Below are 19379 nucleotides of genomic sequence, written 5' to 3'. Positions count from 1 at the left end.
GCCGACTGTAGCTCCGACTACAACAGCGTCAGCTGCTCGGCCGCCACCGGGTGCGGCGGCTCGGGCAGGCTGCGGTTGTCGCCCCGCTCCCCGCGGTGCAGCCCGTGCCGACGGGCGGCGATCCGCACCCGTGCGGTCAACTCCCGCTGGTACGCCTGTGGGGCGTACGCACCGGCCCGGTAGAGCTCGCGGTAGCGGGGGACGAGGTGCGGGTGCTCGCGGGCGAGCCAGTGCGCGTACCACTCCCGGGCGCCGGGACGCAGGTGCAGGGGCAGTGCGGTCACGCTCGTCGCACCGGCGGCGGCGATCGCCGAGACGGTGGCGTCGATCGACTCGTCGCTGTCGCTGAGGCCGGGCAGGATCGGGGCCATCAGCACGCCGACGGAGAAGCCGGCGTCGGCGAGCGCCCGGACGGCGTCGAGCCGGCGGCGTGGGTGCGGCGTGCCCGGCTCGACGGTGCGCCAGAGGTGCTCGTCGACGAACCCCACCGAGAAGGAGATGCCCACGGTGGCCACCTCGGCGGCCTCGCGCAGCAGCGGCAGGTCGCGCAGGATCAGCGTGCCCTTGGTGAGGATCGAGAACGGGTTGGCGAAGTCTCGCAGGGCACCGATGATCTGCGGCATCAGCCGGTAACGACCCTCGGCGCGCTGGTAGCAGTCCACGTTGGTGCCCATCGCCACGTGCGCGCCCCGCCAGCGCGGCGCGGCCAGCTCCCGCCGGACCAGCTCACCGGCGTTGACCTTGACGATCACCTTCCGGTCAAAGTCAGCGCCGGCATCGAGATCGAGATAGGTGTGAGTATTTCTCGCGAAACAGTAAGTGCAGGCATGGGAGCAGCCTCGGTACGGGTTGATCGTCCACTCGAACGGGACGCGGGACTCCCCGGGCACCCGGTTGAGGATGGACTTGGCCTGCACCTCGTAGAAGGTCATCCCGGCGAACTCGGGGGTGTCGAAGGTGCGGGCGACGGCGCCGGGCAGCGCCAGCGGCAGGGGTGGCGTCGCTGGCGCTGCCCGCTCGGGGTCTCCCTCGACCGGGGGAGCGGTGAGGTTGTCCCAGCGCATGGGCACTATTCGAACACGTGTACGAGGTGAGCGCAAGTGACCCGCCGTACACCGGTGGGCGTCCGGGTGGTCGGAGAGGGGAGGATGGACGCCATGGAGACGTCGACCTTCGTCTACGACGGGGACTGCGCGTTCTGCACGAGCTGTGCGGAGTTCATCGAGCGCCGCATCCCCACCGCCGCGCGGGTGGTGCCTTGGCAGTTCGCCGACCTGGAAGCGCTCGGCCTCACCGTGGCCGAGTGCGAGGAGGCCGTGCAGTGGGTCGGCGCGGACGGCTCCCGCGCGGCCGGTCCGGACGCCATCGCGAAGCTGCTCGCCGCGAGTGGTCCGCTCTGGCGGATCGCCGGCGCCGGCCTGCGGATTCCTCCGGTACGCGTCGCGGCCTGGCCGTTGTACCGCTGGGTGGCGCGCAACCGGCACCGGCTTCCCGGTGGCACGGCGGCCTGCTCCCTGCCCCAGGAGGCCCGGGAGCGGCTCTACGGGCCGACCGGTCGCCCGACCACCGGCGCCTGACCGTCGAGCGCCCGCTCCACGCCAGCTCCCACGGGGTCCTGGCCGGACGGCACCGCGTCGGCGTCCGCCGGAGGGACGTCGGTCGCCGCCTCGGAAGGGCTGCGGCCGGTTAGTCGGCGTGCCCAGACCAGCGGGCGCACCCGCTCCAGCGGTAGGAAGCTGGTCATCGCGGCCAGGTGTGGCGCGAACGAGATCGTGATGGTCGCGATGGTGACCGCGTGGAACGAGTAGAAGAAGCCGACCATGGCGAGTCGCCAGCGGGGTGGCAGCAGGAAGACCATCGGGCTCAGCAGCTCGAACGCCACGATGCCGAACTGGGCGACGATCAGCAGGTACGGCACCTGGGCGATGAGGTCCGCCAGGTCGGTGCCGCGCCGGATGATCGCGCGGGCCAGGACCGAGCCGGTCAGCCAGTCCAGCCCGCCGAAGCGCAGCTTGGCGAAGGCGGCCAGGAAGTACGTGCAGATCACCGCGATCTGGGTGACGCGTAGCGCCCAGCCGCCGGCCTCGGTGCGGGTGGTGTCGCCGTGTCGGGCGCGACCGGCGGTGGGCAGCACGGCCAGTGCGACGAGCAGCCCGAACCGGTCGTGGTCGACCTTCCCGTAGCTCATCGCGATGATCATCCACTCCAGGTACAGCGCGCACACCGCCCAGCCGAGCAGCCGGGGCGCTCGTCCGGTGGCGGCGAGGAGGGCGAGCAGCAGCAACGCCCAGAAGATCACCGTCACCAGCGTCTCGGTTGGCGTCGGCAGTGGGAGAAGGCGGCCGATCAGGAGTGGCTGGTACAGGTCGCCGGGCACGCTGACCCGGGTGCGTACCCAGGGGGTGAAGATCACCAGATCGGCGGCGACGAACAGGTAGATCAGGGTGCGGAAGGCGGCCACCCGGCCCCGGGGTACGGCCTCGGTCAGCCAGCGGTTCATCGGGTGGCCTGCCAGCGGACGACGGTCTGATCGGTGTGTTGACCGGTCGGTCGGCCGGCGCGGATGCCGTGCCAACGGATGACGATGCGGACCTCGACCAGCGCGGGGGCGTCCGGGTGGCGTTCGGCGTACGCGTCGGCGACCTCGGTGAGCAGCGTCGGGTCGGCGGCGTATCGGGCCTGCTGACCTTCGATCTCGGCGCGGCGGATGCCTGTCGCGTTCTGGTCGAGGTCGACCACCGCCCCGGAGCTGTTCACCCCCTCGACACGGGTGTCGGGTGCGGGTGCGTTCGGCGGGTTGGAGGTGGAGTACATCCGGAACGGGCCGAACGGGAAGTCGTCGTCGCTGCCCCAGAAGGTGCCGACGACGAGCAGGACGAGGCCCAGTGCGGTCGCGCCCAGCCGGGTCGCGCGTCCGCGGGTGGTCAGGTTCTCCATCGGGTCGTGACGATACGGGATGTACCGATGGCGTCGGGTCCCTCCGACGGCCAGTTCGGCCTGACCAGGCAGGTGATCATGCGGGAGTTGGTGGGGGTACGACGAAGGCCGGGCCCGCATCGGGCCCGGCCTCGCGTGTCGTCGTGGGGACGACTCAGTGCTTGTGCTCGGCCAGCTGCTTGCGGACGTCGTCCATGTCCAGCGCCTCGACCTGCTCGATCAGGTTCTCCAGCGCGGACTCGGGAAGGGCACCCGGCTGGGCGAAGACGATGACGCCGTCACGGATCGCCATGATCGTCGGGATCGAGCGAATGTCGAACTTCGCGCCCAGCTCCTGCTGAGCTTCCGTGTCGACCTTGCCGAAGACGATGTTCTGGTGCTTCTCCGAGGAGCGCTCGTAGACCGGGGCGAACCGCTTGCACGGACCACACCAGTCGGCCCAGAAGTCGACCAGGACGATGCCGTCGTTGCCGGTCACCTCGTCGAAGTTCGCCGAGGTCAGCTCAACGGTTGCCATTGCACTCTCCGATCACCGCGGTTTATCTACGTCCCGTAGAACCAGGGCTGACCGTATCGAATTCCCGGGCGGTGGGGTGCGAAACGTGCCCGGGGCTGCCGGGGGGTGCTGCGGGTCATCGATGGGCATCTGTTCACACCCGACCTGCGGAACGCAAGTGCATGACGCACTTGCGTGACCTGCCGTAATGGGAGCGTTTCCAGGGAGATCCACGCGATTGAGCACTACGAATCGGTAACTTGGGCCTTGACAAGGAGGTATCCGGCCTGCGGAGATCGCTGATCAACCTCCGGTTCGTCACGCTCAGTAGTGTTACAAAAAGATAAATGTGACCGCGATCTCTGTTGAACCTACGCAGGCGTAGGGCAGAATTCCTCACATCAGAGCGTGGGCGGCGGGTGCCGGGGAGGGCCCCGCCGCTCATTGCGTCTCCCCCCAGGCGAGTGACCGGTGTGACATTTCCGCCGCCGTCGCGCCCCGCCGGTTGCCTTAACCATCGGTAAGGCATGCTGTGCCGAACTCCATCGCCGCCCGTCGAAGGGACCAGCATGCAGTTCGGTCGCTACTACGAGGAGTTCGAGGTCGGCGCGGTCTACCGGCACTGGCCGGGCAAGACCGTCACCGAGTACGACGACCACCTCTTCTGCCTGCTCACCATGAACCACCACCCGCTGCACATGGACGCGCACTACGCCGCGACGGCGAGCCAGTTCAAGCGCAACGTCGTGGTCGGCAACTACATCTACTCGCTGCTGCTCGGCATGTCCGTGCCCGATGTGAGTGGCAAGGCGATCGCCAACCTGGAAGTCGAGTCGCTGCGGCACGTCGCGCCGACCTTCCACGGCGACACCATCTACGGCGAGACCACGGTGCTGGACAAGCGCGAGTCCGGCTCGAAACCCGACCGGGGCGTGGTGTCGGTGGAGACCCGCGGCTACAACCAGGACGGCACGATGGTCTGCGTCTTCCGGCGCAAGGTCATGGTCCCCAAGCGGGAGTACGCGGCCGCTGCGGTGCCCGACGGAGTGGATCCGGAGCGGCCCAGCTTCCCCGAGCCGCGCTGACAGTCGCGGCGGGCTCGACCGTCGACGAACACCGGGCTCCTTCCCCACCGCGGGTCTGCTGGGGAAGGGGCCCTGTGCCCGTCGCGGGGCATATGCTGACGCCGGAGGTTCCGATGAGCCACTCCGTAGCGGGAGAGCCGTCCTCTGCCGGCCGCCGAGCCGCACCGTTGACCACCGCTGTCTACTCCGCCGCCGAGTGGGATCTGCTCACCGGCCTGCCCGGTCGGGTTCTCGTTGCCGCCGCGGCTCCCGGTCCTGGCCGGACGGAGCGTGGCGTGATGGCCGGCCTGGCCGGCCTGGATGCCGTGGCCGCGGGCCGGGCCTCCGACAGCGACCTGGTCCGCGCGGTGGTCGCCACGATCTACGCCCGCCACGACGGCACCTCGCAACCCGCTGAGCGGCTCACCGACCTGGTGGACCTGCTGGCCGCCTGTCGGGCGGCGAGCCGGGTCCTCCGGCGGCGGGCCGACCCCGCCGACTCGGCCGCGTACCGGCAGTGGGTGCAGTCGGTCGCGGCCCGGGTCTGTCGCGCGGTGCCCGGCGCCGGCGCACGCCGGGCGGACCCACCGGCCAGCCCGGCGGACCGGCGCTTCCTGGACCGGCTCGGTGCCGCCCTCGACCTGGGCTGACCGGCAGGTCGTCGCGGCCGACGCCGACGCGGTCCGTACCCTCTGATGACCGTGACCGACGACCAGCTTGAGGTGGGCGTGGGCCCCTGGCCGGGGGACCCACCGGACGACCCCCGTTACGACAGGCAACTGCTGGCGGAGGGGGACCGGCGCAACGTCGTCGACCGCTACCGCTACTGGCGGCACGAGGCGATCGTCGCCGACCTGGACCGGCACCGGCACGGCTTCCACGTCGCGATCGAGAACTGGCAGCACGACTTCAACATCGGCACTGTGGTGCGCAACGCCAACGCGTTCAACGCCGCCGAGGTGCACATCGTCGGACGGCGACGGTGGAACCGGCGCGGCGCGATGGTGACGGATCGGTACCAGCACGTACGACACCACGAGACGATCGAGGAGTTCGTCGCCTGGGCGGCCGAGCGGCAGCTGCCGGTGTTCGGCATCGACAACCTGCCCGGGTCGCGTCCGCTGGAGACCGGCACCCTGCCGCGGGACTGCGTGCTGCTGTTCGGTCAGGAGGGGCCCGGCCTCTCCGCGCCGGCCCGTGCCGCCTGCGATCAGCTCTACTCCATCGCCCAGTACGGCTCGACGAGGTCGATCAACGCGGGCGTGGCCAGCGGAATCGCCATGCACGCCTGGATCCGTGCGCACGCCGGTTCGCCACCGGACTGACCCCCGTACGGTGCCGAATCGGACGTTCCGGCTTGACGTGCCGGCGGTCCGGGGAGACGGTGGGGATGTGAGTGTCGCGGTGAGTTGTCCGAGATGCGGGGGCCCGGTAAGGGCGCCGGATCTGATGAACACCGACTCGAGGTGTGTGCGCTGCGGCCCGGTGCCGCCGTTGCACGTGCCCGAGCACATCGGAGCGGACATCGTGGCGAGCGTGGTGGAACGGATCACCGCGACCGGCGATCCGCCGGTGACGCCGTTGTGGTGCCCGTGGCCGCTGCCGCCCGGTTGGACACTCACCGGCGTGGCGTACGCCGGGGACGACCGGACGGGCGTGCGGGCGACAGTGGTGGCCTGCGCGGGCCCGGCACCGCTCGGTGGTGGTCCGGCCGATCTGGTCTTCGTGGCCGAGGAACCCGGTGTCGGCCTGGGCACCCGGCTCGCCGGTCTGACCGGCCCGGATCCGGGACCGGAGTTGGTGGACGCGTTGACCGACCCGGGGTCCGGTCACCCTGACCACGTCGGACAGGCGAAGATCAAGGTCGGCGGGCACCCTACTCCACTGTGGTTGGTGAATTCACCAAAGGATCGAAGCGCGTACGCCGGCGAGGCTCGGGGAATGTGGCTCCATGCGATAGCCTGGCCGGCGAGTGCGGGTCACCTGCTCGCGGAAGACGTCGTGCTACACGACCTGACCGAGTGGACTCCGCCCGAACTCGTGTACGGCGCACCGTCCCCGTATCTACCTGGTAGAGCTTGACAACTCTTCCGGATTGACGGAGAACGGACGCAGATATTCACTGTACGACACCACACTGATACTCTGGGTGCCGCTGCGGTAATGGGACCCGGCGCCGCGCGAGAGGATGGCCCGCCATGGTCAAGAAGGTCCTCACCTGGGCCGGAATCGCATTCTTGATCTTCTTCGTCGCCTACCGGCCAAACTCTGCGGCGGACGTGTTCAAGTCGCTCGGCGGCGGGATCATGGATATCGCCCAGGGGTTTGGCGACTTCTTCACCAGCCTCGTCGCCTAGCCGCCGATGGGCAGCCCCTCCGGTCCACCCTTCGACCCGGACGACCCCGACCGGGAACGTCGCGAGCGAGACACCGAGCCGATCCCGCGGATCGGGCCTGATGACGGCCCGGGCTACGGGGCCGGTCCCGGCCTGTCCGACGGTCCGTCCCTTTCGGACGACGTCGGCTACGGCGACGGGCCCGGCTATGCCGGTCAGGGTCGTTCCGGTCGGGGGTGGATCCGTGATCCGGAGGCCAGCTACCAGCCACCGCAGATCTCCGAGGACGAGCTGGCCGGGTTGCGCGCCGACGCGACCGGCTCGACCCCTCGGCGGGTGCTGCCCCTGGAAGACGAGCCCAGTTCGCTGGTGGCTCGCTACCTCTTCCCCACCGAGCGCTACCGGGGCGAGTGGAAGCGACACTGGATCCACCTCACCAACCCGCTGTTGATCGGCGTCGCGGCGACCTTCGTGCTCGGCTACCTCTCCGGCTTCCTCGCCGGCCAGGACGTCGGCGCGTTGACCACCATCGCCGTGCTGCTGTGGTTCGCGGTCATGGGCTGGGTGGCGTGGAAGGTCGCCGACTGGTGGTATGACCGGTTCATCCTGACGAACAAGCGGGTCATGGTGGTCAACGGCATCGTCACCCGCAAGGTGGCGATGATGCCGCTGGTCCGGGTCACCGACATGAAGTACGAGCAGACTCCGACCGGCCGGGCGCTCAACTACGGCACCTTCGTGCTGGAGTCCGCCGGCCAGGAGCAGGCGCTCCGCGAGATCAAGAATCTGCCCAACCCGAACGAGCTCTACCTGCGCGTCGTCGAGGAGATGTACGAGCCTCAGGCCGTCGAGGCGCGGCTCGGCAAGGAGGCCGACGAGGCCAAGGCCGACGACGGGGCGTGAAGGTTTTCGACCGAACATCGGAGCAAGTGCGCACCTTTCGTCATGGACCAGAGCGCCCCTGACGTGGCACTCTGCCAGGACGGCAGGGGTGTGGAGGTGGGCGGTGGCGAGCAAGGACTCGTTGGAGGAGCAGTTCCGCGAGTTCGTCGCGGCCCGCTCCGCCGCGCTCCTACGCACCGCTTATCTGCTCACCGGCGACTGGGCCACGGCCGAGGATCTGCTCCAGACGGCGCTGACCAAGACCTACCTCGCGTGGAAGCGGCTCGGCGGCATCGAGGCGGTCGAGCCGTACGCCCGGCGTGTGATGGTCAACACGTCGACCAGTTGGTGGCGGCGGCGCTGGCACGGCGAACGCCCGACCGAGGTCCTGCCCGAACGGGCCGGCGTCGACGAGATCGAGCAGCAACTTGACCGTGACCTGCTCTGGCGGCACCTCCGGGAGTTGCCCAACCGGCAGCGGGCAGTGCTGGTGCTGCGCTACTACGAGGACATGTCGGAGGCGCAGACCGCCGCGATGCTGGACATCTCACCGGGCACGGTGAAGAGCCAGGCGTCCCGGGCGCTCGCCACGCTCCGTCGGCGACTGGGCGCGGACGCACCGGAGCTCGCAGCCGCCGCCGGCATCGCCGGCCGGTCGGTCGCTCCCGCCGGTGCAGGGGCCGCGACCGGTGCCGCCCGCCGGACGACGGGCTCGGGTTCCCGGACCGGGCGAGTCCCGGCCACCGGTGCCGCTGCCACACCCCGTCCCGAACGGGCGGCTGGCCGACCCGTGCCCCGACCGGCCGCTCCCCGCGCCGCCGTGCCGCGTGCGATCAGCCAGCAGGTCGTACTACCCACCGCCCCGGCGGCCGTGCCCGTCGGCACGGGCTCCGGGGAACAGCAGTGAGTCAGTTCCCGGGCGGGCGCGACAACCTGACGGACGGCCCGCAGCGTTCATACCAGGTGCGGCCTGACGAGCTGGAAGGTGCGGTGCGGGAGACACTCTCGCACCAGGTCGCCGTTGCCCGCCCACTGAGCGTCGATCCGGCCGGTCAGGCCATCCGCCGCGCGAATCGGATCCGGCGTCGACGCAACGCCGCCGGCCTCGCCCTCGCGGCGGTCACCACAGTGCTGCTCAGCGCCGGCATGGCCCAGCTCGGTGCCGAGACCAGGCGGGACGGCTCACCCATCGTCGTGATCGGCGACCCGGGCCCGACCAACCGGCCGCTCCCGACGGCCAGCGTTCCCGGCTCGGCCCCCTCGCCCAAGACGTCGGCCTCCCTCGTCTTCAGTGAGACGCTTGTCAACGCCGACGGACGGCGGCTGGTGCTGCCCGACGTGGGGCCGGCCGAACACGTCCAGCCGCTGCCCAGCGGCGGCGGTTGGCTGGTGGTCGGCGCGCCGAGCACCGCAGGACGCTCCCTGTGGGTGGTGCAGGACGACGGCCTGGTGCAGGTGCTGCTGGCCGGTGCCGGCGCGATCGTCCTGGCCCCGGACAGCCTCCAGGTCGCCTGGCGCGACGGGGACGATCTGCTGGTGGCGGGCGTGGTCGGTACCCAACTCATCGGGGCGGTGCGCACCCCGGTGCCGGCGGCGGCGGAGCCCGTCCGGTTCGTCGCTGACAGCGTGCTGGTCCGGCTCGACCCGGCCAGCGCCGGTCACACCCTCTGGCGGCCCGGTGCGGGGCCATTGCCCGAGGCCATCGACCAGAAGAGCCTCAACGTGTACGGGCGGCTGCCCGACGGGCGGCTCGTCGGGCAGGTCACCACGACCGATCCGGGCCGGACCTGCCTCGCCATCCTCGCCCCGACACGTCGCCTGGACCCGGTACGCACCGGCTGCGGTCCAGACCTGAGCCGGGACGGCGTCGGCGGGGTCTCGCCGGACGGCCGTTGGCTGCTGGTCAACGGTGGGAGCGGCACCGCCGGTCGGTCCCTGCTGGTCGACCTGCAGCGGCTCGGGCCGGCGGCGACCGCCGTTGCGGCCGGGCCGCCGATGACCGGGGCGGTCGTGTGGAGCGACGGGACCCAGGCCTCCTACCTCGACGGCACCGGCGAGCTGGTCCGGGTCGACGTCGGCCAGGTGCGGGCGGGAAAGCCCGCCAGCCCCGCTGCGGTGCCCGGCGTGCCGCCCGGAGAGCGGCCGATCCTGGTGCAGGGCTTCTGACCCCGGGTGGCCCATGTGAGCCGGGCTCGCTGTTTCCTCGGTAACGTCGGGCGGTGACCTCGCGTACCGACTCCGCCCCCCGGATCGACCTGCACGCCCACTCGACAGCCAGCGACGGCACGCTGACCCCGGCCGAGCTGGTCGGCGCGGCCTTCGACGCCGGGCTGGACGTGCTGGCGATCACCGACCACGACACCACGGCCGGCTGGACGCCGGCCGTGGGCGCGCTGCCGCCAGGTCTGCGTCTGATCCGGGGCGCCGAGTTGTCGTGTCGCTGGTCCGGTGCGCAGCCGGCGGTGCCGCTGCACCTGCTCGCGTACCTGTTCGATCCGGACCACCCGGAGCTGGTGGCCGAGCTGGCGCGGGTCCGGGCCGCCCGGGAGGAGCGCGGCGAACGGATGGTCGGCCTCCTGCGGGCCGACGGCATCGACGTGAACTGGCCGGACATCCTGGCCGGCGCGGGTGGCGGCACCGTGGGACGTCCGCACATCGCGCAGGCACTCATCCGCGCCGGCCTGGTCGACAGCATCCGGGAGGCGTTCGGCCCGGACTGGCTGGGCGAGCGGTACCGGCTGCCCAAGGAGGACATCGACGTGTTCCGGGCCGTTCGACTGGTCCGGGAGGCCGGAGGCGTGCCGGTCTTCGCCCACCCGCGCGCCACCCGACGTGGCCGGGTGGTGCCCGACGAGCTGATCGCCGAGCTGGCCGCCGCCGGGCTCGCCGGGCTCGAAACGGACCACGAGGACCACAGCCCGGCCGAGCGGGAACACGTGCGGGCGCTCGCCGCCGAGCTGGGTCTGCTCGTCACCGGCTCCTCGGATTTTCACGGCACCCACAAGACCGTCCAGCTCGGCGCTTTCAGCACCAGCGTCGAGGCGTACGAGCGGATCGTCGCCGAGGGGGTGACCGAGGTCGCTTCGGGCTGATCCGGGTATTTCGCCCATCGTGGCGCGGCTAGGTTGATCACGTGGATCTGAAGCTGTTCGGCGAGGTTTTCGTGACCCTGCTGGTGATCACCGACCCGCCGGGCATGATGCCGATCTTCCTGGCGCTGACCGGCCCGCTGCCCGCCCGTGACCGTAACCGGGCAGCCTGGCAGGCCGTCGCGTTGGCGCTCGGCGTCATCGTGATCTTCGCGGTGGCGGGGCAGACCCTGCTCGACTACCTGCACGTGGACCTGCCGGCGTTGCAGGCGGCCGGTGGGCTCCTGCTCGTGCTCGTCGCCCTGGAACTGCTGACCGGCAAGGCCGACGACCCGAGCCAGCAGGTCACCTCCAACATCGCGCTGGTGCCGCTGGGCACGCCGTTGCTGGCCGGCCCGGGCGCCATCGTGGCCACCATGCTCTTCGTCCAGCAGGCCGACGGGCTGGGAGAGTTCAGCGCCATCGCCGTGGCGATCCTCGCCGTGATGGTCGCCGTCTGGATCGTCCTGCGCTTCTCCGGCGGCATCGTGAAGATCCTCCGTCCGGGCGGGATCGAGGTGCTGACCCGGATCGCCGGCCTGCTGCTGGCCGCGATCGCCGTGCAGCTCATCGCCGACGCGGTGGCCGCCTTCGTCACGCAGTACGTGAACATGGCCTGACGGCACGCGCGCGATGTCGGAGGTGGATGGCAGGATCTCAGGCGTGCGACGATCCTCATCAGCGGGGCGGCCGGCCGCCGGCGGCCGGGCCCCGCGGCAGCGCGCCGGCGACGCCGAGCAGCTCGGCTTCGAGGGCATGCCGGAGCGGTTGTTCGTCTGCACCCCGAGCAGGCTCGGCACGTACGCGGACTGCCCGCGTCGCTACCGCTACTCCTACGTCGACCGGCCCGCCCCACCCAAGGGCCCCCCGTGGGCGCACAACTCGCTCGGCGCCAGCGTGCACACCGCCCTGAAGAACTGGTATGCGCTGCCCGCCGACCGGCGGCGTCCCGAGGCGCTGGCCACGCTGCTCAAGGGCACCTGGGTCCGCGAGGGCTACCGCGACGATGAGCAGGAGCGGGCCGCCTACCGGCGGGCGTTGGGATGGCTGGAGGCGTACGTCGAGACGCTGGAGCCGGATTCCGACCCGCTCGGCGTGGAGCGGGTGGTGGCGGTCAAGACCGCGGTGTTGGCGTTCAACGGTCGCGCCGACCGCATCGACTCGCGGCCCGGCCCCGAGGGGCCGGAGCTGGTCATCGTCGACTACAAGACCGGCCGCACCGGGCTGGACACCGACGACGCCCGGGGCTCGCAGGCGCTGGCGCTCTACGCGTACGCCGCCGAGCGTGTGTTCCGTCGGCCGTGCCGCCGGGTGGAGCTGCACCACCTGCCGACCGGCACGGTCGCCGGCCACGACCACACCGTCGAGTCGCTGGCCCGACAACTGACCCGCGCGGAAGAGACAGCCCGCGACATCATGGCCGCCGAGCGGGCAGTCGCCGACGGCGCCGACGCGGACGAGGCTTTCCCGGTGGCGCCCAGCCCGCGCTGTGGCTGGTGCGACTTCCGGCGGCACTGCCCGACGGGCGCGCAGGCCCCGGGCAAGGAGCCGTGGGCGGCCATGGACCGGCCGGCCGGCGGCTGATCCCGCTGTCGAGGGTCGGGTCAACCGGCCAGCGAGGCGGCGGCGTGCCGCGCGGCCCGCTCCTTGGCCGCCTGGATCAACGGCCCCTCCAGGTAACGGCGAGGGACGGCAGCGAACGCGAGCCGCAGCGCGCGCACGGTCAGGTCCGCCGACAGCGCGGTGGTCGGTAGACCGAGACCTCCGTACATCCGGCGTGCCCACGTCGGCAGCAGCGCGAACGCGGTGCTGGCGATTCCCAGGTACGCCCAACGTGGCGGGCCCAGCGTCAGTCCCAACCGGACCGGCAGGCTGAGCTTCCACGGCAGCGGCGGGGCGGTGAGGAACACCGCTGTCTCGGCGGCCTCCCGGGTCATCCGCAACTGTGGCCGTACTGCCTCGTAGTAGTCCGCGACCTCGGCGGCGGTGCCCGGGACGGTGGCCGGGTCCAGGCCGACCAGGGCGGCGGCGCGGCGCTGCTCGGTGTAGTAGCCGTCCACCTCGTCGTCGGTCAGCGGCAGCCCGGCGCGTCGGGCCGTGCTCAGGAACGACTCGACCTCGGTCACGTGCACCCAGCGCAGCAGGTCTGGTTCGTCGATCCGGAACTGCTCACCGGTGAGCGTGTCGGTGGCCCGCATCCGGTCGTGCAGACGACGCAGTCGGGCCCCGGCGGCCTCCGCCTCGGCGGTGGTCCCGTAGACGGTGGTCGCCACGTAGGTCGCGGTGCGGACCAGCCGGCCCCAGGCGTCGGTGCGGTAGTTGCTGTTCTGCGCGACCCCGGCCATGGCCCGGGGGTGCAACGCCTGGAGGTAGAGCGAGCGCAGGCCGGCGACGATCAGGATCGGCTCCTCGTGCACCTTCCACGTGACCGAACCCGGACCGAAAAGGCCGAGGTCATCGGAGTCCACCGCTCAAGAGTGCCACGGTGGGGCCGACCTCGCCGGTCACGTGCCAACCGGTGCCGCTGATCAGACGTCGGCGGAGCGGCGGGCCCGACAGCCCGGGCAGAGACCCCAGAAGGTCACTTCGGCCTCGTCCACCTCGAACCCGTGCGCGCTGTTCGGCTCCAGGCACGGGGCGCTGCCCACCGCGCAGTCGATGTCGGCGATCTCGCCGCAGCCCCGGCAGACCACGTGGTGGTGATTGTCGCCCACCCGTGCCTCATAGCGGGCGGGACTGCCTGCCGGCTCGATCCGGCGTGACAGCCCGGCCCGGGACAGCGCGCCCAGCACGTCGTAGACCGCCTGGGTGGAGACCGAGTCGAGGCGTTCGCGAACCCGCCGGGTGATCTCGTCGACCTCCAGGTGGCCGCCGCCGGCCAGCACGTCGAGCACCGCGAGGCGTGGCCGCGTGACACGCAGGCCCCTCGACCGCAGCAGCTCCTCGGCACCCGACATTGGCCAATGACAACACGCCCGACCCACATCGACAACCGTCGCCCGCTCCGGGTGGCCACCGACACAGCCAGGCAAGATCGGGAGTACGGCCCAGAGGATGAACCCGATCGACGCGGCGCGCGTGTCACCGGTCGAGAGCCTGGGGACGATCGGCGGACCATAGGCTGACCACCCCTGACCATGATCCACCTGGAGGGTTCGATGTTCGAGGAGATCCTGGGTCTACCGGTGCATGTCCTGGTAATCCACGCGGTCGTCGTGTTCGTGCCGCTGCTGGCGGTGCTGGCCATCGCGTACGTGGGACTACCGCGGTGGCGGCACCGGCTGGACTGGGCCCTGGGCCTCCTCGCCGTGGCCGCGCCGGTGACCGCCTACGTCGCGGTCAAGTCGGGTGAGGCGCTCACCGACGCGCTGGTGGCCCGGGGCTTCCAGGGGCCGATCCTCGATCAGATCTTCGAGCACTCCCGCTACGGTGACATCCTGTTGCGCGTCGTGGTGCCGCTCGGGATCGTGGCCATCCTGCTGCTCGTGGCGACGAGTGGGCACCCCCGGGTGCCGCAGCTGCCCGCGCTGGTCATCCCGGTGCTGGCGGTAGCGGCCGTGGGGCTTTCCATTGCCGCCCTGGTCTACGTCTATCTGACCGGCCACTCCGGTGCCGAGACGGTTTGGGGCACCACCCTCTGAGCTGCTGCCCTACTGATCGACTGCACTGGCCTGGCTGGGGCTGTGGGCGCAGCCGGCGGTCGCCTCCGTCGGGGCGGACACGGTATTGAGCGGTATACCTCAGAGGTATGAATATGACTCTGAGGTATGCGGCTCAACAGCACATCGACGTGCCAGGCCAGCCAACACGCATGCTGGAGGTTGCGCTCCCGGGCCTGTTCCTCCAAGCCAGTGTCGCTGCTGCCCAGGGCTGAGGATCAGAAGATCACTCGCGAGCAGAGCAGGCAGAGTAGAACCAGCAGCACCACGCCGGCCGCCGCGCCGAAGCCGTAGGTGACCCGCTGCGAGCGCTGCTCGGCCGCGTCCAGGTCGGCCATGTCCTGCGGCGGCAACTGTCGTGGCGGCGCCGGCTGCAGATGTACGGGTGGACGCCAACCCGCCGGCGGCGCCACGCTCGGCGGCGGGCCGGAGTATCCGGTGGCAGGACCCCCGGCCGGCGGTGTGGCCGCGGGCGCGGCGGGAGGTTCGTCCGCCGCGGCGTCGTCGTCGGTGTCGGGCCGTCGCCAGTAGTCGTCCGAGGTGCTGCCACCGCTGGGGGTCGTCACGCCGTCCGACGCTACCAACGCCACCGGCGGCCCGGTCGCTTCTGGCCGGCGTGCCACGGTCGACGGTCAGGTCTACCGTCGTCGGCTGCGCTAGTCTTGCCGCTCGTGAGCACCGAAGACCCCGGCACGCACGGCGCACCTGGAGACGACGACCGCGCCGTCGACCTGAGCGAAGACTTCGTGGTGCTGCCCGAGCAGACCTCTGACGACACCGACCGTGGTTGGGGCGAGCGGTCCGGCGGCAACGACGACTGGTTGCTCGCCGAACGTCCCCCGCACTGGGACTGACCCCGGCGGCTCAACCAGCTCACCGCGTGTCGTCGGCCACCGATGGCGCGTCGGAGGGCACGGCGGCCGGCGGGCATCCGGTCGGGGTGTGCAGGACTGCGGCGGCCAGGCCGAGCAGCGCGGCGACCAGACCGGCCCGGAGCAGGGTGCGCCCGCCGGGCAGAGTGAGCTGGCGCAGCGGGCGCAACGCCCGCGCGGAATCCGGATCGACCATCGCCTCTGCCGCCTCCCGTCCCCGAGCGCCGCAGTGGCACCCATGGACGGCAGGCTAGGCAGTTTTCGCCGCCTCGACTGACCCTCTGGCCGACGCCTGTGGACAACCGCGCGGCCTGTGGATAACGCCCATCCGCCGCCTCGACCTGCTAAGGCACCTGCCTTGATCAACTCGCGATCACGGAAACCGGGTGGTCAGAGCGACGGGGACAGGCCGACTTCCTGGAACCCGAGTGGATCAACCCGCGTGCTGAGGGGGCGACCGAGTTGATCGAGGCCCGACCCGTGGGGGTCGGGCCTCGGCGATCAGGACGTGGAACTTGCCGCCGCCGCCTTGCCGCCGCCCGATCCACCCGAGGACGACCCGGAAGACGACCCCGAGGAGGACGACGAGCCCGAGGACGACCCGGACGAGGACGAGGACCCCGACGAGGACGACGAGGACGACGAGCTGTCACCGGAGGACGACTCGGACTTCGCCGGCTTGGTGGCCGTGCCGCCGGCGGTCGTCTCGGAACCGGAAGCCCGGGAGTCGGTGCGGTAGAAGCCCGAACCCTTGAAGACAATGCCGACCGAGTTGAAGACCTTGCGCAGCCGCCCCTGACACGCCGGGCACTCGGTCAACGGCTCGTCAGAGAAGGACTGCACCGCCTCGAGCTGCTGACCGCACGTGGTGCAGGCGTACTGGTACGTGGGCACGTTCTCCTCCGGATCTGGGCTCAGCCAGTTGGCACTCGACGTATTCGAGTGCCAATGGTGCGTCATTCGCCCCGGGTTCGTCCAGCGGACGTGTGGGGCGCGACACCGCGCGCCGCACCCGGGCCGCCGTCAAGCGTACGCACCCCGTCGGCGGGAGTGACGACTGCGCGCACCCGACGGTCGTGGGGCTCTGCCGGCAGCGCCTCGACCAGCTCACCATCGTGCAGCGGCACCACCGTCACGGCCGCCTCGGGTACCCGGGCGAGTGCGCGGTCGTACGAGCCGCCGCCGCGCCCGAGCCGCCGACCGTGGCGGTCGACCGCGAGAGCCGGTACGACAACGAGTTCCGCGTGCGCCACGGCGGTCACCCCGAGGCGGGCACCGACCGGTTCTCGGATACCCCGTCCCGCCGCGATCAAGGCATCCGGCCCGGTATAGGCCGCCCAGTCCAGATCCAGGTCGGCGAGGAGCACCGGCAGCAGCAACTCGGCGTCCGCCGGCAGGGCCGCCCGCAGCACCTCGGGCAGGTCGCCGCCGCCCGGTTCGGAGCCGACCGGCACGTACGCCGTCATCCGGTGCGGGCGCAGCCGGCGTACCAGTGCTACCAGCTCGGCCTGCACGCGCCCGGCGGCGGCTGCCCGGGTGGCGACGGGCAGCGACCGGCGGCGAGCGAGCAGCTCGACGCGGGCGTCCCGCTTCGCCATCCGGGTCACTTCCGCTTCATCAGAAAATTCCGGCACGCAACACTCCTGACGCAACGCCTCTCCCACGGTTGCACTGTGTCAGCATCGCAAGCAACGGAGGCGGAACTTCCGGGGGGACCGAGTGACGCTACGCGGGCGGTTGACGGCAGCCTTCCTCGTGGTGGTGCTCGGGCCGGTCCTGCTCGGCGCGCTCTTCGTCGCCTCCACCCTCGCGGCGGTCGACCGCAGCCGCTCCACCGAGCGCCTGGCGGTGGCGGCGTCCACCGTTCGTACCTCGCTCGACGCGCTCTGCCAGCAGCTACGCGCCACCGCCGACGCGGTGGCGCTCACCGCCGACCCGGCCGTCGCCGCCGCGCAACTGGTCGGCCGGGGTCTGGCCGCCGCGGTGCTGGTCACCGACGTGGCCGGCCAGGTCACCTACCTGTCGCCCGGTGCGCCGTCGACCCCGTGGCAGGACTGCGCCGGCTCGACCGAGGGCGCGAACGGGGGCTCGAACCCAGGCTCGGCCGGCCCGGTCCGTGCGCTGGCGGCCCAGGTCGACCTGCACGACCGCGCCGGCACCCGGCTGGGCACTGTGACCGCCGCGCAACTGGTCGACCCGGCCTTCGTGGCCCGGCTGGCGGCGGTGACCGGGGTGGCGGTCACCCTGCTCGACAGTGGGGCGAGCGCCGCGCGGGTCACCCACACGACCGAGTCCCGTGACGTCCGCGACGCGGTGCTGGCCGCAGCCGTCGGCGTCCGGGGCGAGCAGGTCACCGAGACCAACGAGGGCCGGTACGTGCGCAGGCTCCGGCCCTCCGACGCGCAGCCGCTGCCACTGGTGCTCTCCGTGCCCAGTGAACGGCCACCGGGGCTGCACGCCACGCTTCTCGGGGTGGTCGTGCTGGCCGGGCTGCTCGCGGTGCTGACCGCCTGGCGGCTGGCCCGGGTGACCACCCGGCCGCTGGCGGAGCTGGCCGGTGCTGTCGACCGGGTGGCCCAGGGTGACCTGACCGCCCGGGTGCCGGTACGCAGTCGCGACGAGTTGGGACGGTTGGCCGCCGCGTTCAACCGGATGACCCGGGAGACCGGCTCCTACGTCGCGGCGTTGACCAGCAACCGGGATCAGCTGCGCGGGCATCTCGCGGTGCTCGGCGACACGCTGGCCAGCACGCACGACCTGCAACGCATCCTGCGGGTGATCCTGCGCAGTGCCATCGGGGCGACCGGCGCGCGTGCCGGTGCCGTACTGCTGGTGGAGACCGGCGGGGTGCTCGTCGCGCAGTGCACCGAGGGGTTGGACGGGCGCTGGCCGGCCGAGGAGGCGGACGGGTCGCAGACGCTCCGGGTGCCGGTCGGCGTCGGCGTGGTCGGTGAGGTCGCGGCCACCGGGGAACCGCAGCGGGGCAGGGCGGAGCCGACCGAGGCACCAACGGGCGAGCCACACTGCCGCACCTACGTCGCGGTTCCGTTCGCCGCCCCGGCCGGCGGTGCCACGGCCACCATCGGCGGACCCTCCGGGTCGGTCGACGAGGCGGACGCGGCGGCCGCGCTCGGCGTGCTGGCTCTCTACGACCGGCTGGGCGCCGACGAGTTCGACGACGAAGACCTGGCCACCCTGCGCACTTTCGCCGGTCATGCGGCCGTCGCGGTGGACAACGTCCGGGTGCACGAGGAGGCGCAGCGGCTCTCCCTCACCGACCCGCTCACCGGGCTGTGGAACTACCGCTACCTGCGCGAGTCGATCCGGCGGGAGGTGGAACGGGCCAGCCGCTTCGGGCGGATGCTCAGCGTCCTCGCATTGGACCTGGACCGGTTCAAGGACGTCAACGACACCTACGGGCACGCCGCGGGGGACACCGTCCTGGCCGAGTTCGCCCGGCGGGTGCGCGGGGAGATCCGTGAGGTCGACCTGGCCTTCCGCCAGGGTGGTGAGGAGTTCGTGCTGCTGCTGCCGGAGACCGACGCGCGGGGCGCGGCGATCGTGGCCGAGCGGCTCGGCGCGGCGGTGCGCGACACGCCCATCGCCGTCGAGGCGTACGCCGGGCCGGTCCTGGTGACCGTGTCGGTGGGCATCGCCGTCTTCCCGGACCACGGCAGCACCGGGCGGGAGGTGCTGGAGGCCGCCGACGACGCGCTCTACGCGGCCAAGGCGGCGGGCCGCGACACGTACCGGGTCGCCGAGGTGCGCTCGGATCTGCCGACCCGGGAAATTCCCGTGCTCGCGTGTGCGGTGAGCCCACCCGACGGGCTGCCGCGCGCCGGCCAGCCGGTGCAGGCCAGCCGGGAGCCGGGCGGGCCCGCCCGGTCCGACCCGGCGGTGGGCGTACCGGAATCATCGCTGGCGGGCCCGGCGCACGCCCGACCGGATTCGGCCGACGACACGCCGGACAGCGCGACGGGCGCGGCGCGGGCCGGCCCGGACGCG

General features: G+C 71.8%; 25 protein-coding genes and 1 pseudogene. 16 read left to right on the top strand and 10 right to left on the bottom strand.

Annotated elements, in window-relative coordinates:
- Nucleotides 1-17 precede the first annotated feature (17 nt).
- On the bottom strand, nt 18-1064 hold the full coding sequence (locus tag GUI43_RS09575) for an Rv2578c family radical SAM protein (protein ID WP_112698572.1): 1047 nt from the start codon (nt 1062-1064) through the stop codon (nt 18-20).
- A gap of 93 nt (nt 1065-1157) precedes the next feature.
- Here GUI43_RS09575 and GUI43_RS09570 point away from each other — a divergent pair, with 93 nt between their 5' ends.
- Complete coding sequence (locus GUI43_RS09570) at nt 1158-1577, top strand: thiol-disulfide oxidoreductase DCC family protein (protein WP_112698656.1); 420 nt, start codon at nt 1158-1160, stop codon at nt 1575-1577.
- Here GUI43_RS09570 and GUI43_RS09565 read toward each other — a convergent pair.
- From GUI43_RS09565 to trxA, 3 genes are all read right to left on the bottom strand, one after another.
- On the bottom strand, nt 1541-2500 hold the full coding sequence (locus GUI43_RS09565; RefSeq protein WP_112698571.1) for an HTTM domain-containing protein: 960 nt from the start codon (nt 2498-2500) through the stop codon (nt 1541-1543). The genes GUI43_RS09570 and GUI43_RS09565 overlap by 37 nt on opposite strands.
- The gene (locus GUI43_RS09560; protein WP_112604099.1) at nt 2497-2937 is read right to left on the bottom strand and encodes a hypothetical protein; all 441 of its coding nucleotides are present in this window, start codon (nt 2935-2937) and stop codon (nt 2497-2499) included. The genes GUI43_RS09565 and GUI43_RS09560 overlap by 4 nt, the downstream gene beginning before the upstream one ends.
- Before the next feature lie 154 nt (nt 2938-3091).
- Nucleotides 3092-3454 (bottom strand): thioredoxin, encoded by a 363-nt coding sequence (gene trxA, locus GUI43_RS09555; protein WP_074316526.1) that lies wholly within the window; start codon nt 3452-3454, stop codon nt 3092-3094.
- A gap of 548 nt (nt 3455-4002) precedes the next feature.
- Here trxA and GUI43_RS09550 point away from each other — a divergent pair.
- The 11 genes from GUI43_RS09550 (at nt 4003) to GUI43_RS09505 (ending at nt 12427) form a co-directional block, all read left to right on the top strand.
- A complete protein-coding gene (locus GUI43_RS09550) occupies nt 4003-4518 on the top strand; it encodes a MaoC family dehydratase (RefSeq protein WP_030486570.1) in 516 nt (171 codons plus the stop codon).
- A 92-nt stretch (nt 4519-4610) separates the two neighbouring features.
- Nucleotides 4611-5147 (top strand): hypothetical protein, encoded by a 537-nt coding sequence (locus tag GUI43_RS09545; RefSeq protein ID WP_181518623.1) that lies wholly within the window; start codon nt 4611-4613, stop codon nt 5145-5147.
- 51 nt (nt 5148-5198) lie between these two features.
- A complete protein-coding gene (locus GUI43_RS09540; protein ID WP_112581851.1) occupies nt 5199-5822 on the top strand; it encodes a TrmH family RNA methyltransferase in 624 nt (207 codons plus the stop codon).
- 10 nt (nt 5823-5832) lie between these two features.
- On the top strand, nt 5833-6579 hold the full coding sequence (locus GUI43_RS09535; RefSeq protein WP_346265195.1) for a DUF6758 family protein: 747 nt from the start codon (nt 5833-5835) through the stop codon (nt 6577-6579).
- A gap of 116 nt (nt 6580-6695) precedes the next feature.
- On the top strand, nt 6696-6854 hold the full coding sequence (locus tag GUI43_RS33810; protein ID WP_007455302.1) for a hypothetical protein: 159 nt from the start codon (nt 6696-6698) through the stop codon (nt 6852-6854).
- A 6-nt stretch (nt 6855-6860) separates the two neighbouring features.
- Nucleotides 6861-7736 carry a PH domain-containing protein gene (locus tag GUI43_RS09530; protein WP_088951386.1) on the top strand — a complete coding sequence of 292 codons (876 nt, stop codon included), beginning with the start codon at nt 6861-6863 and terminating at the stop codon, nt 7734-7736.
- Nucleotides 7737-7839: 103 nt separating this feature from the next.
- Nucleotides 7840-8622: a SigE family RNA polymerase sigma factor gene (locus tag GUI43_RS09525; protein ID WP_112581666.1), complete on the top strand. Its 783-nt coding sequence runs from the start codon at nt 7840-7842 to the stop codon at nt 8620-8622.
- Entirely contained in the window at nt 8619-9881 is a 1263-nt protein-coding gene (locus GUI43_RS09520) for a hypothetical protein (protein ID WP_112604095.1), read from the top strand. Before GUI43_RS09525 ends, GUI43_RS09520 begins: the two co-directional genes overlap by 4 nt.
- Nucleotides 9882-9934: 53 nt before the next feature.
- Nucleotides 9935-10807: a PHP domain-containing protein gene (locus tag GUI43_RS09515; RefSeq protein ID WP_112698569.1), complete on the top strand. Its 873-nt coding sequence runs from the start codon at nt 9935-9937 to the stop codon at nt 10805-10807.
- Between the two features lie 41 nt (nt 10808-10848).
- A complete protein-coding gene (locus GUI43_RS09510; protein WP_091394729.1) occupies nt 10849-11463 on the top strand; it encodes a MarC family protein in 615 nt (204 codons plus the stop codon).
- Between the two features lie 13 nt (nt 11464-11476).
- Nucleotides 11477-12427: a RecB family exonuclease gene (locus tag GUI43_RS09505; protein WP_373861852.1), complete on the top strand. Its 951-nt coding sequence runs from the start codon at nt 11477-11479 to the stop codon at nt 12425-12427.
- Nucleotides 12428-12447: 20 nt separating this feature from the next.
- Here GUI43_RS09505 and GUI43_RS09500 read toward each other — a convergent pair whose 3' ends face one another.
- Nucleotides 12448-13311: an oxygenase MpaB family protein gene (locus GUI43_RS09500; RefSeq protein WP_112698568.1), complete on the bottom strand. Its 864-nt coding sequence runs from the start codon at nt 13309-13311 to the stop codon at nt 12448-12450.
- A 60-nt stretch (nt 13312-13371) separates the two neighbouring features.
- Nucleotides 13372-13800: a Fur family transcriptional regulator gene (locus GUI43_RS09495; protein WP_112581661.1), complete on the bottom strand. Its 429-nt coding sequence runs from the start codon at nt 13798-13800 to the stop codon at nt 13372-13374.
- 201 nt (nt 13801-14001) lie between these two features.
- On the opposite strand from GUI43_RS09495, the gene GUI43_RS09490 reads away from it, so the two are divergent.
- Nucleotides 14002-14484, top strand: a complete 483-nt coding sequence (locus GUI43_RS09490; RefSeq protein WP_091397283.1) for a DUF2231 domain-containing protein — start codon at nt 14002-14004, stop codon at nt 14482-14484.
- Between the two features lie 236 nt (nt 14485-14720).
- Here the strand turns inward: GUI43_RS09490 and GUI43_RS09485 are convergent, their stop codons facing one another.
- Nucleotides 14721-15068, bottom strand: coding sequence for a hypothetical protein (locus GUI43_RS09485; protein WP_112698654.1), 348 nt, complete (start codon nt 15066-15068; stop codon nt 14721-14723).
- A gap of 105 nt (nt 15069-15173) precedes the next feature.
- On the opposite strand from GUI43_RS09485, the gene GUI43_RS09480 reads away from it, so the two are divergent.
- Complete coding sequence (locus GUI43_RS09480) at nt 15174-15356, top strand: hypothetical protein (protein ID WP_112698653.1); 183 nt, start codon at nt 15174-15176, stop codon at nt 15354-15356.
- 19 nt (nt 15357-15375) lie between these two features.
- On the opposite strand, the gene GUI43_RS09475 is transcribed toward GUI43_RS09480, so the two are convergent.
- Nucleotides 15376-15570, bottom strand: coding sequence for a hypothetical protein (locus GUI43_RS09475; protein WP_249037691.1), 195 nt, complete (start codon nt 15568-15570; stop codon nt 15376-15378).
- A gap of 312 nt (nt 15571-15882) precedes the next feature.
- On the opposite strand from GUI43_RS09475, the gene GUI43_RS34490 reads away from it, so the two are divergent.
- Nucleotides 15883-16113: a hypothetical protein gene (locus tag GUI43_RS34490; protein ID WP_225855171.1), complete on the top strand. Its 231-nt coding sequence runs from the start codon at nt 15883-15885 to the stop codon at nt 16111-16113.
- A 14-nt stretch (nt 16114-16127) separates the two neighbouring features.
- Here the strand turns inward: GUI43_RS34490 and GUI43_RS34485 are convergent.
- Together GUI43_RS34485 and GUI43_RS09465 are read right to left on the bottom strand one after the other, a co-directional pair.
- Nucleotides 16128-16334: pseudogene (locus GUI43_RS34485) on the bottom strand (FmdB family zinc ribbon protein); the annotation flags it as partial.
- The gene (locus GUI43_RS09465) at nt 16331-17008 is read right to left on the bottom strand and encodes a 5-formyltetrahydrofolate cyclo-ligase (RefSeq protein WP_112698567.1); all 678 of its coding nucleotides are present in this window, start codon (nt 17006-17008) and stop codon (nt 16331-16333) included. The pseudogene GUI43_RS34485 and the gene GUI43_RS09465, both read right to left, overlap by 4 nt.
- 85 nt (nt 17009-17093) lie before the next feature.
- Here GUI43_RS09465 and GUI43_RS09460 point away from each other — a divergent pair.
- Nucleotides 17094-19379, top strand: a 2286-nt coding sequence (locus tag GUI43_RS09460) for a diguanylate cyclase (protein ID WP_211326668.1), incomplete at its 3' end; no start/stop codon positions are given.

The sequence above is a fragment of the Micromonospora noduli genome (assembly GCF_003264365.1).
Taxonomy (GTDB): Bacteria; Actinomycetota; Actinomycetes; order Mycobacteriales; family Micromonosporaceae; genus Micromonospora; species Micromonospora noduli.
The sequence above is the reverse complement of the archived record's forward strand: the minus strand, read 5'-3'. Positions and strand labels throughout refer to the sequence as shown.

Bases quoted from the DNA above. Each gene is read 5' to 3' on its own strand.
- GUI43_RS09475 (WP_249037691.1), bottom strand. From the start codon at position 15,570: ATGGTCGATCCGGATTCCGCGCGGGCGTTGCGCCCGCTGCGCCAGCTC.
- GUI43_RS09560 (WP_112604099.1), bottom strand. From the start codon at position 2,937: ATGGAGAACCTGACCACCCGCGGACGCGCGACCCGGCTGGGCGCGACC.
- GUI43_RS09490 (WP_091397283.1), top strand. From the start codon at position 14,002: ATGTTCGAGGAGATCCTGGGTCTACCGGTGCATGTCCTGGTAATCCAC.
- GUI43_RS09570 (WP_112698656.1), top strand. From the start codon at position 1,158: ATGGAGACGTCGACCTTCGTCTACGACGGGGACTGCGCGTTCTGCACG.
- GUI43_RS09545 (WP_181518623.1), top strand. From the start codon at position 4,611: ATGCTGACGCCGGAGGTTCCGATGAGCCACTCCGTAGCGGGAGAGCCG.
- GUI43_RS09495 (WP_112581661.1), bottom strand. From the start codon at position 13,800: ATGTCGGGTGCCGAGGAGCTGCTGCGGTCGAGGGGCCTGCGTGTCACG.
- GUI43_RS09505 (WP_373861852.1), top strand. From the start codon at position 11,477: ATGTCGGAGGTGGATGGCAGGATCTCAGGCGTGCGACGATCCTCATCA.
- GUI43_RS09575 (WP_112698572.1), bottom strand. From the start codon at position 1,064: ATGCGCTGGGACAACCTCACCGCTCCCCCGGTCGAGGGAGACCCCGAG.
- trxA (WP_074316526.1), bottom strand. From the start codon at position 3,454: ATGGCAACCGTTGAGCTGACCTCGGCGAACTTCGACGAGGTGACCGGC.
- GUI43_RS09565 (WP_112698571.1), bottom strand. From the start codon at position 2,500: ATGAACCGCTGGCTGACCGAGGCCGTACCCCGGGGCCGGGTGGCCGCC.
- GUI43_RS33810 (WP_007455302.1), top strand. From the start codon at position 6,696: ATGGTCAAGAAGGTCCTCACCTGGGCCGGAATCGCATTCTTGATCTTC.
- GUI43_RS09550 (WP_030486570.1), top strand. From the start codon at position 4,003: ATGCAGTTCGGTCGCTACTACGAGGAGTTCGAGGTCGGCGCGGTCTAC.
- GUI43_RS09530 (WP_088951386.1), top strand. From the start codon at position 6,861: ATGGGCAGCCCCTCCGGTCCACCCTTCGACCCGGACGACCCCGACCGG.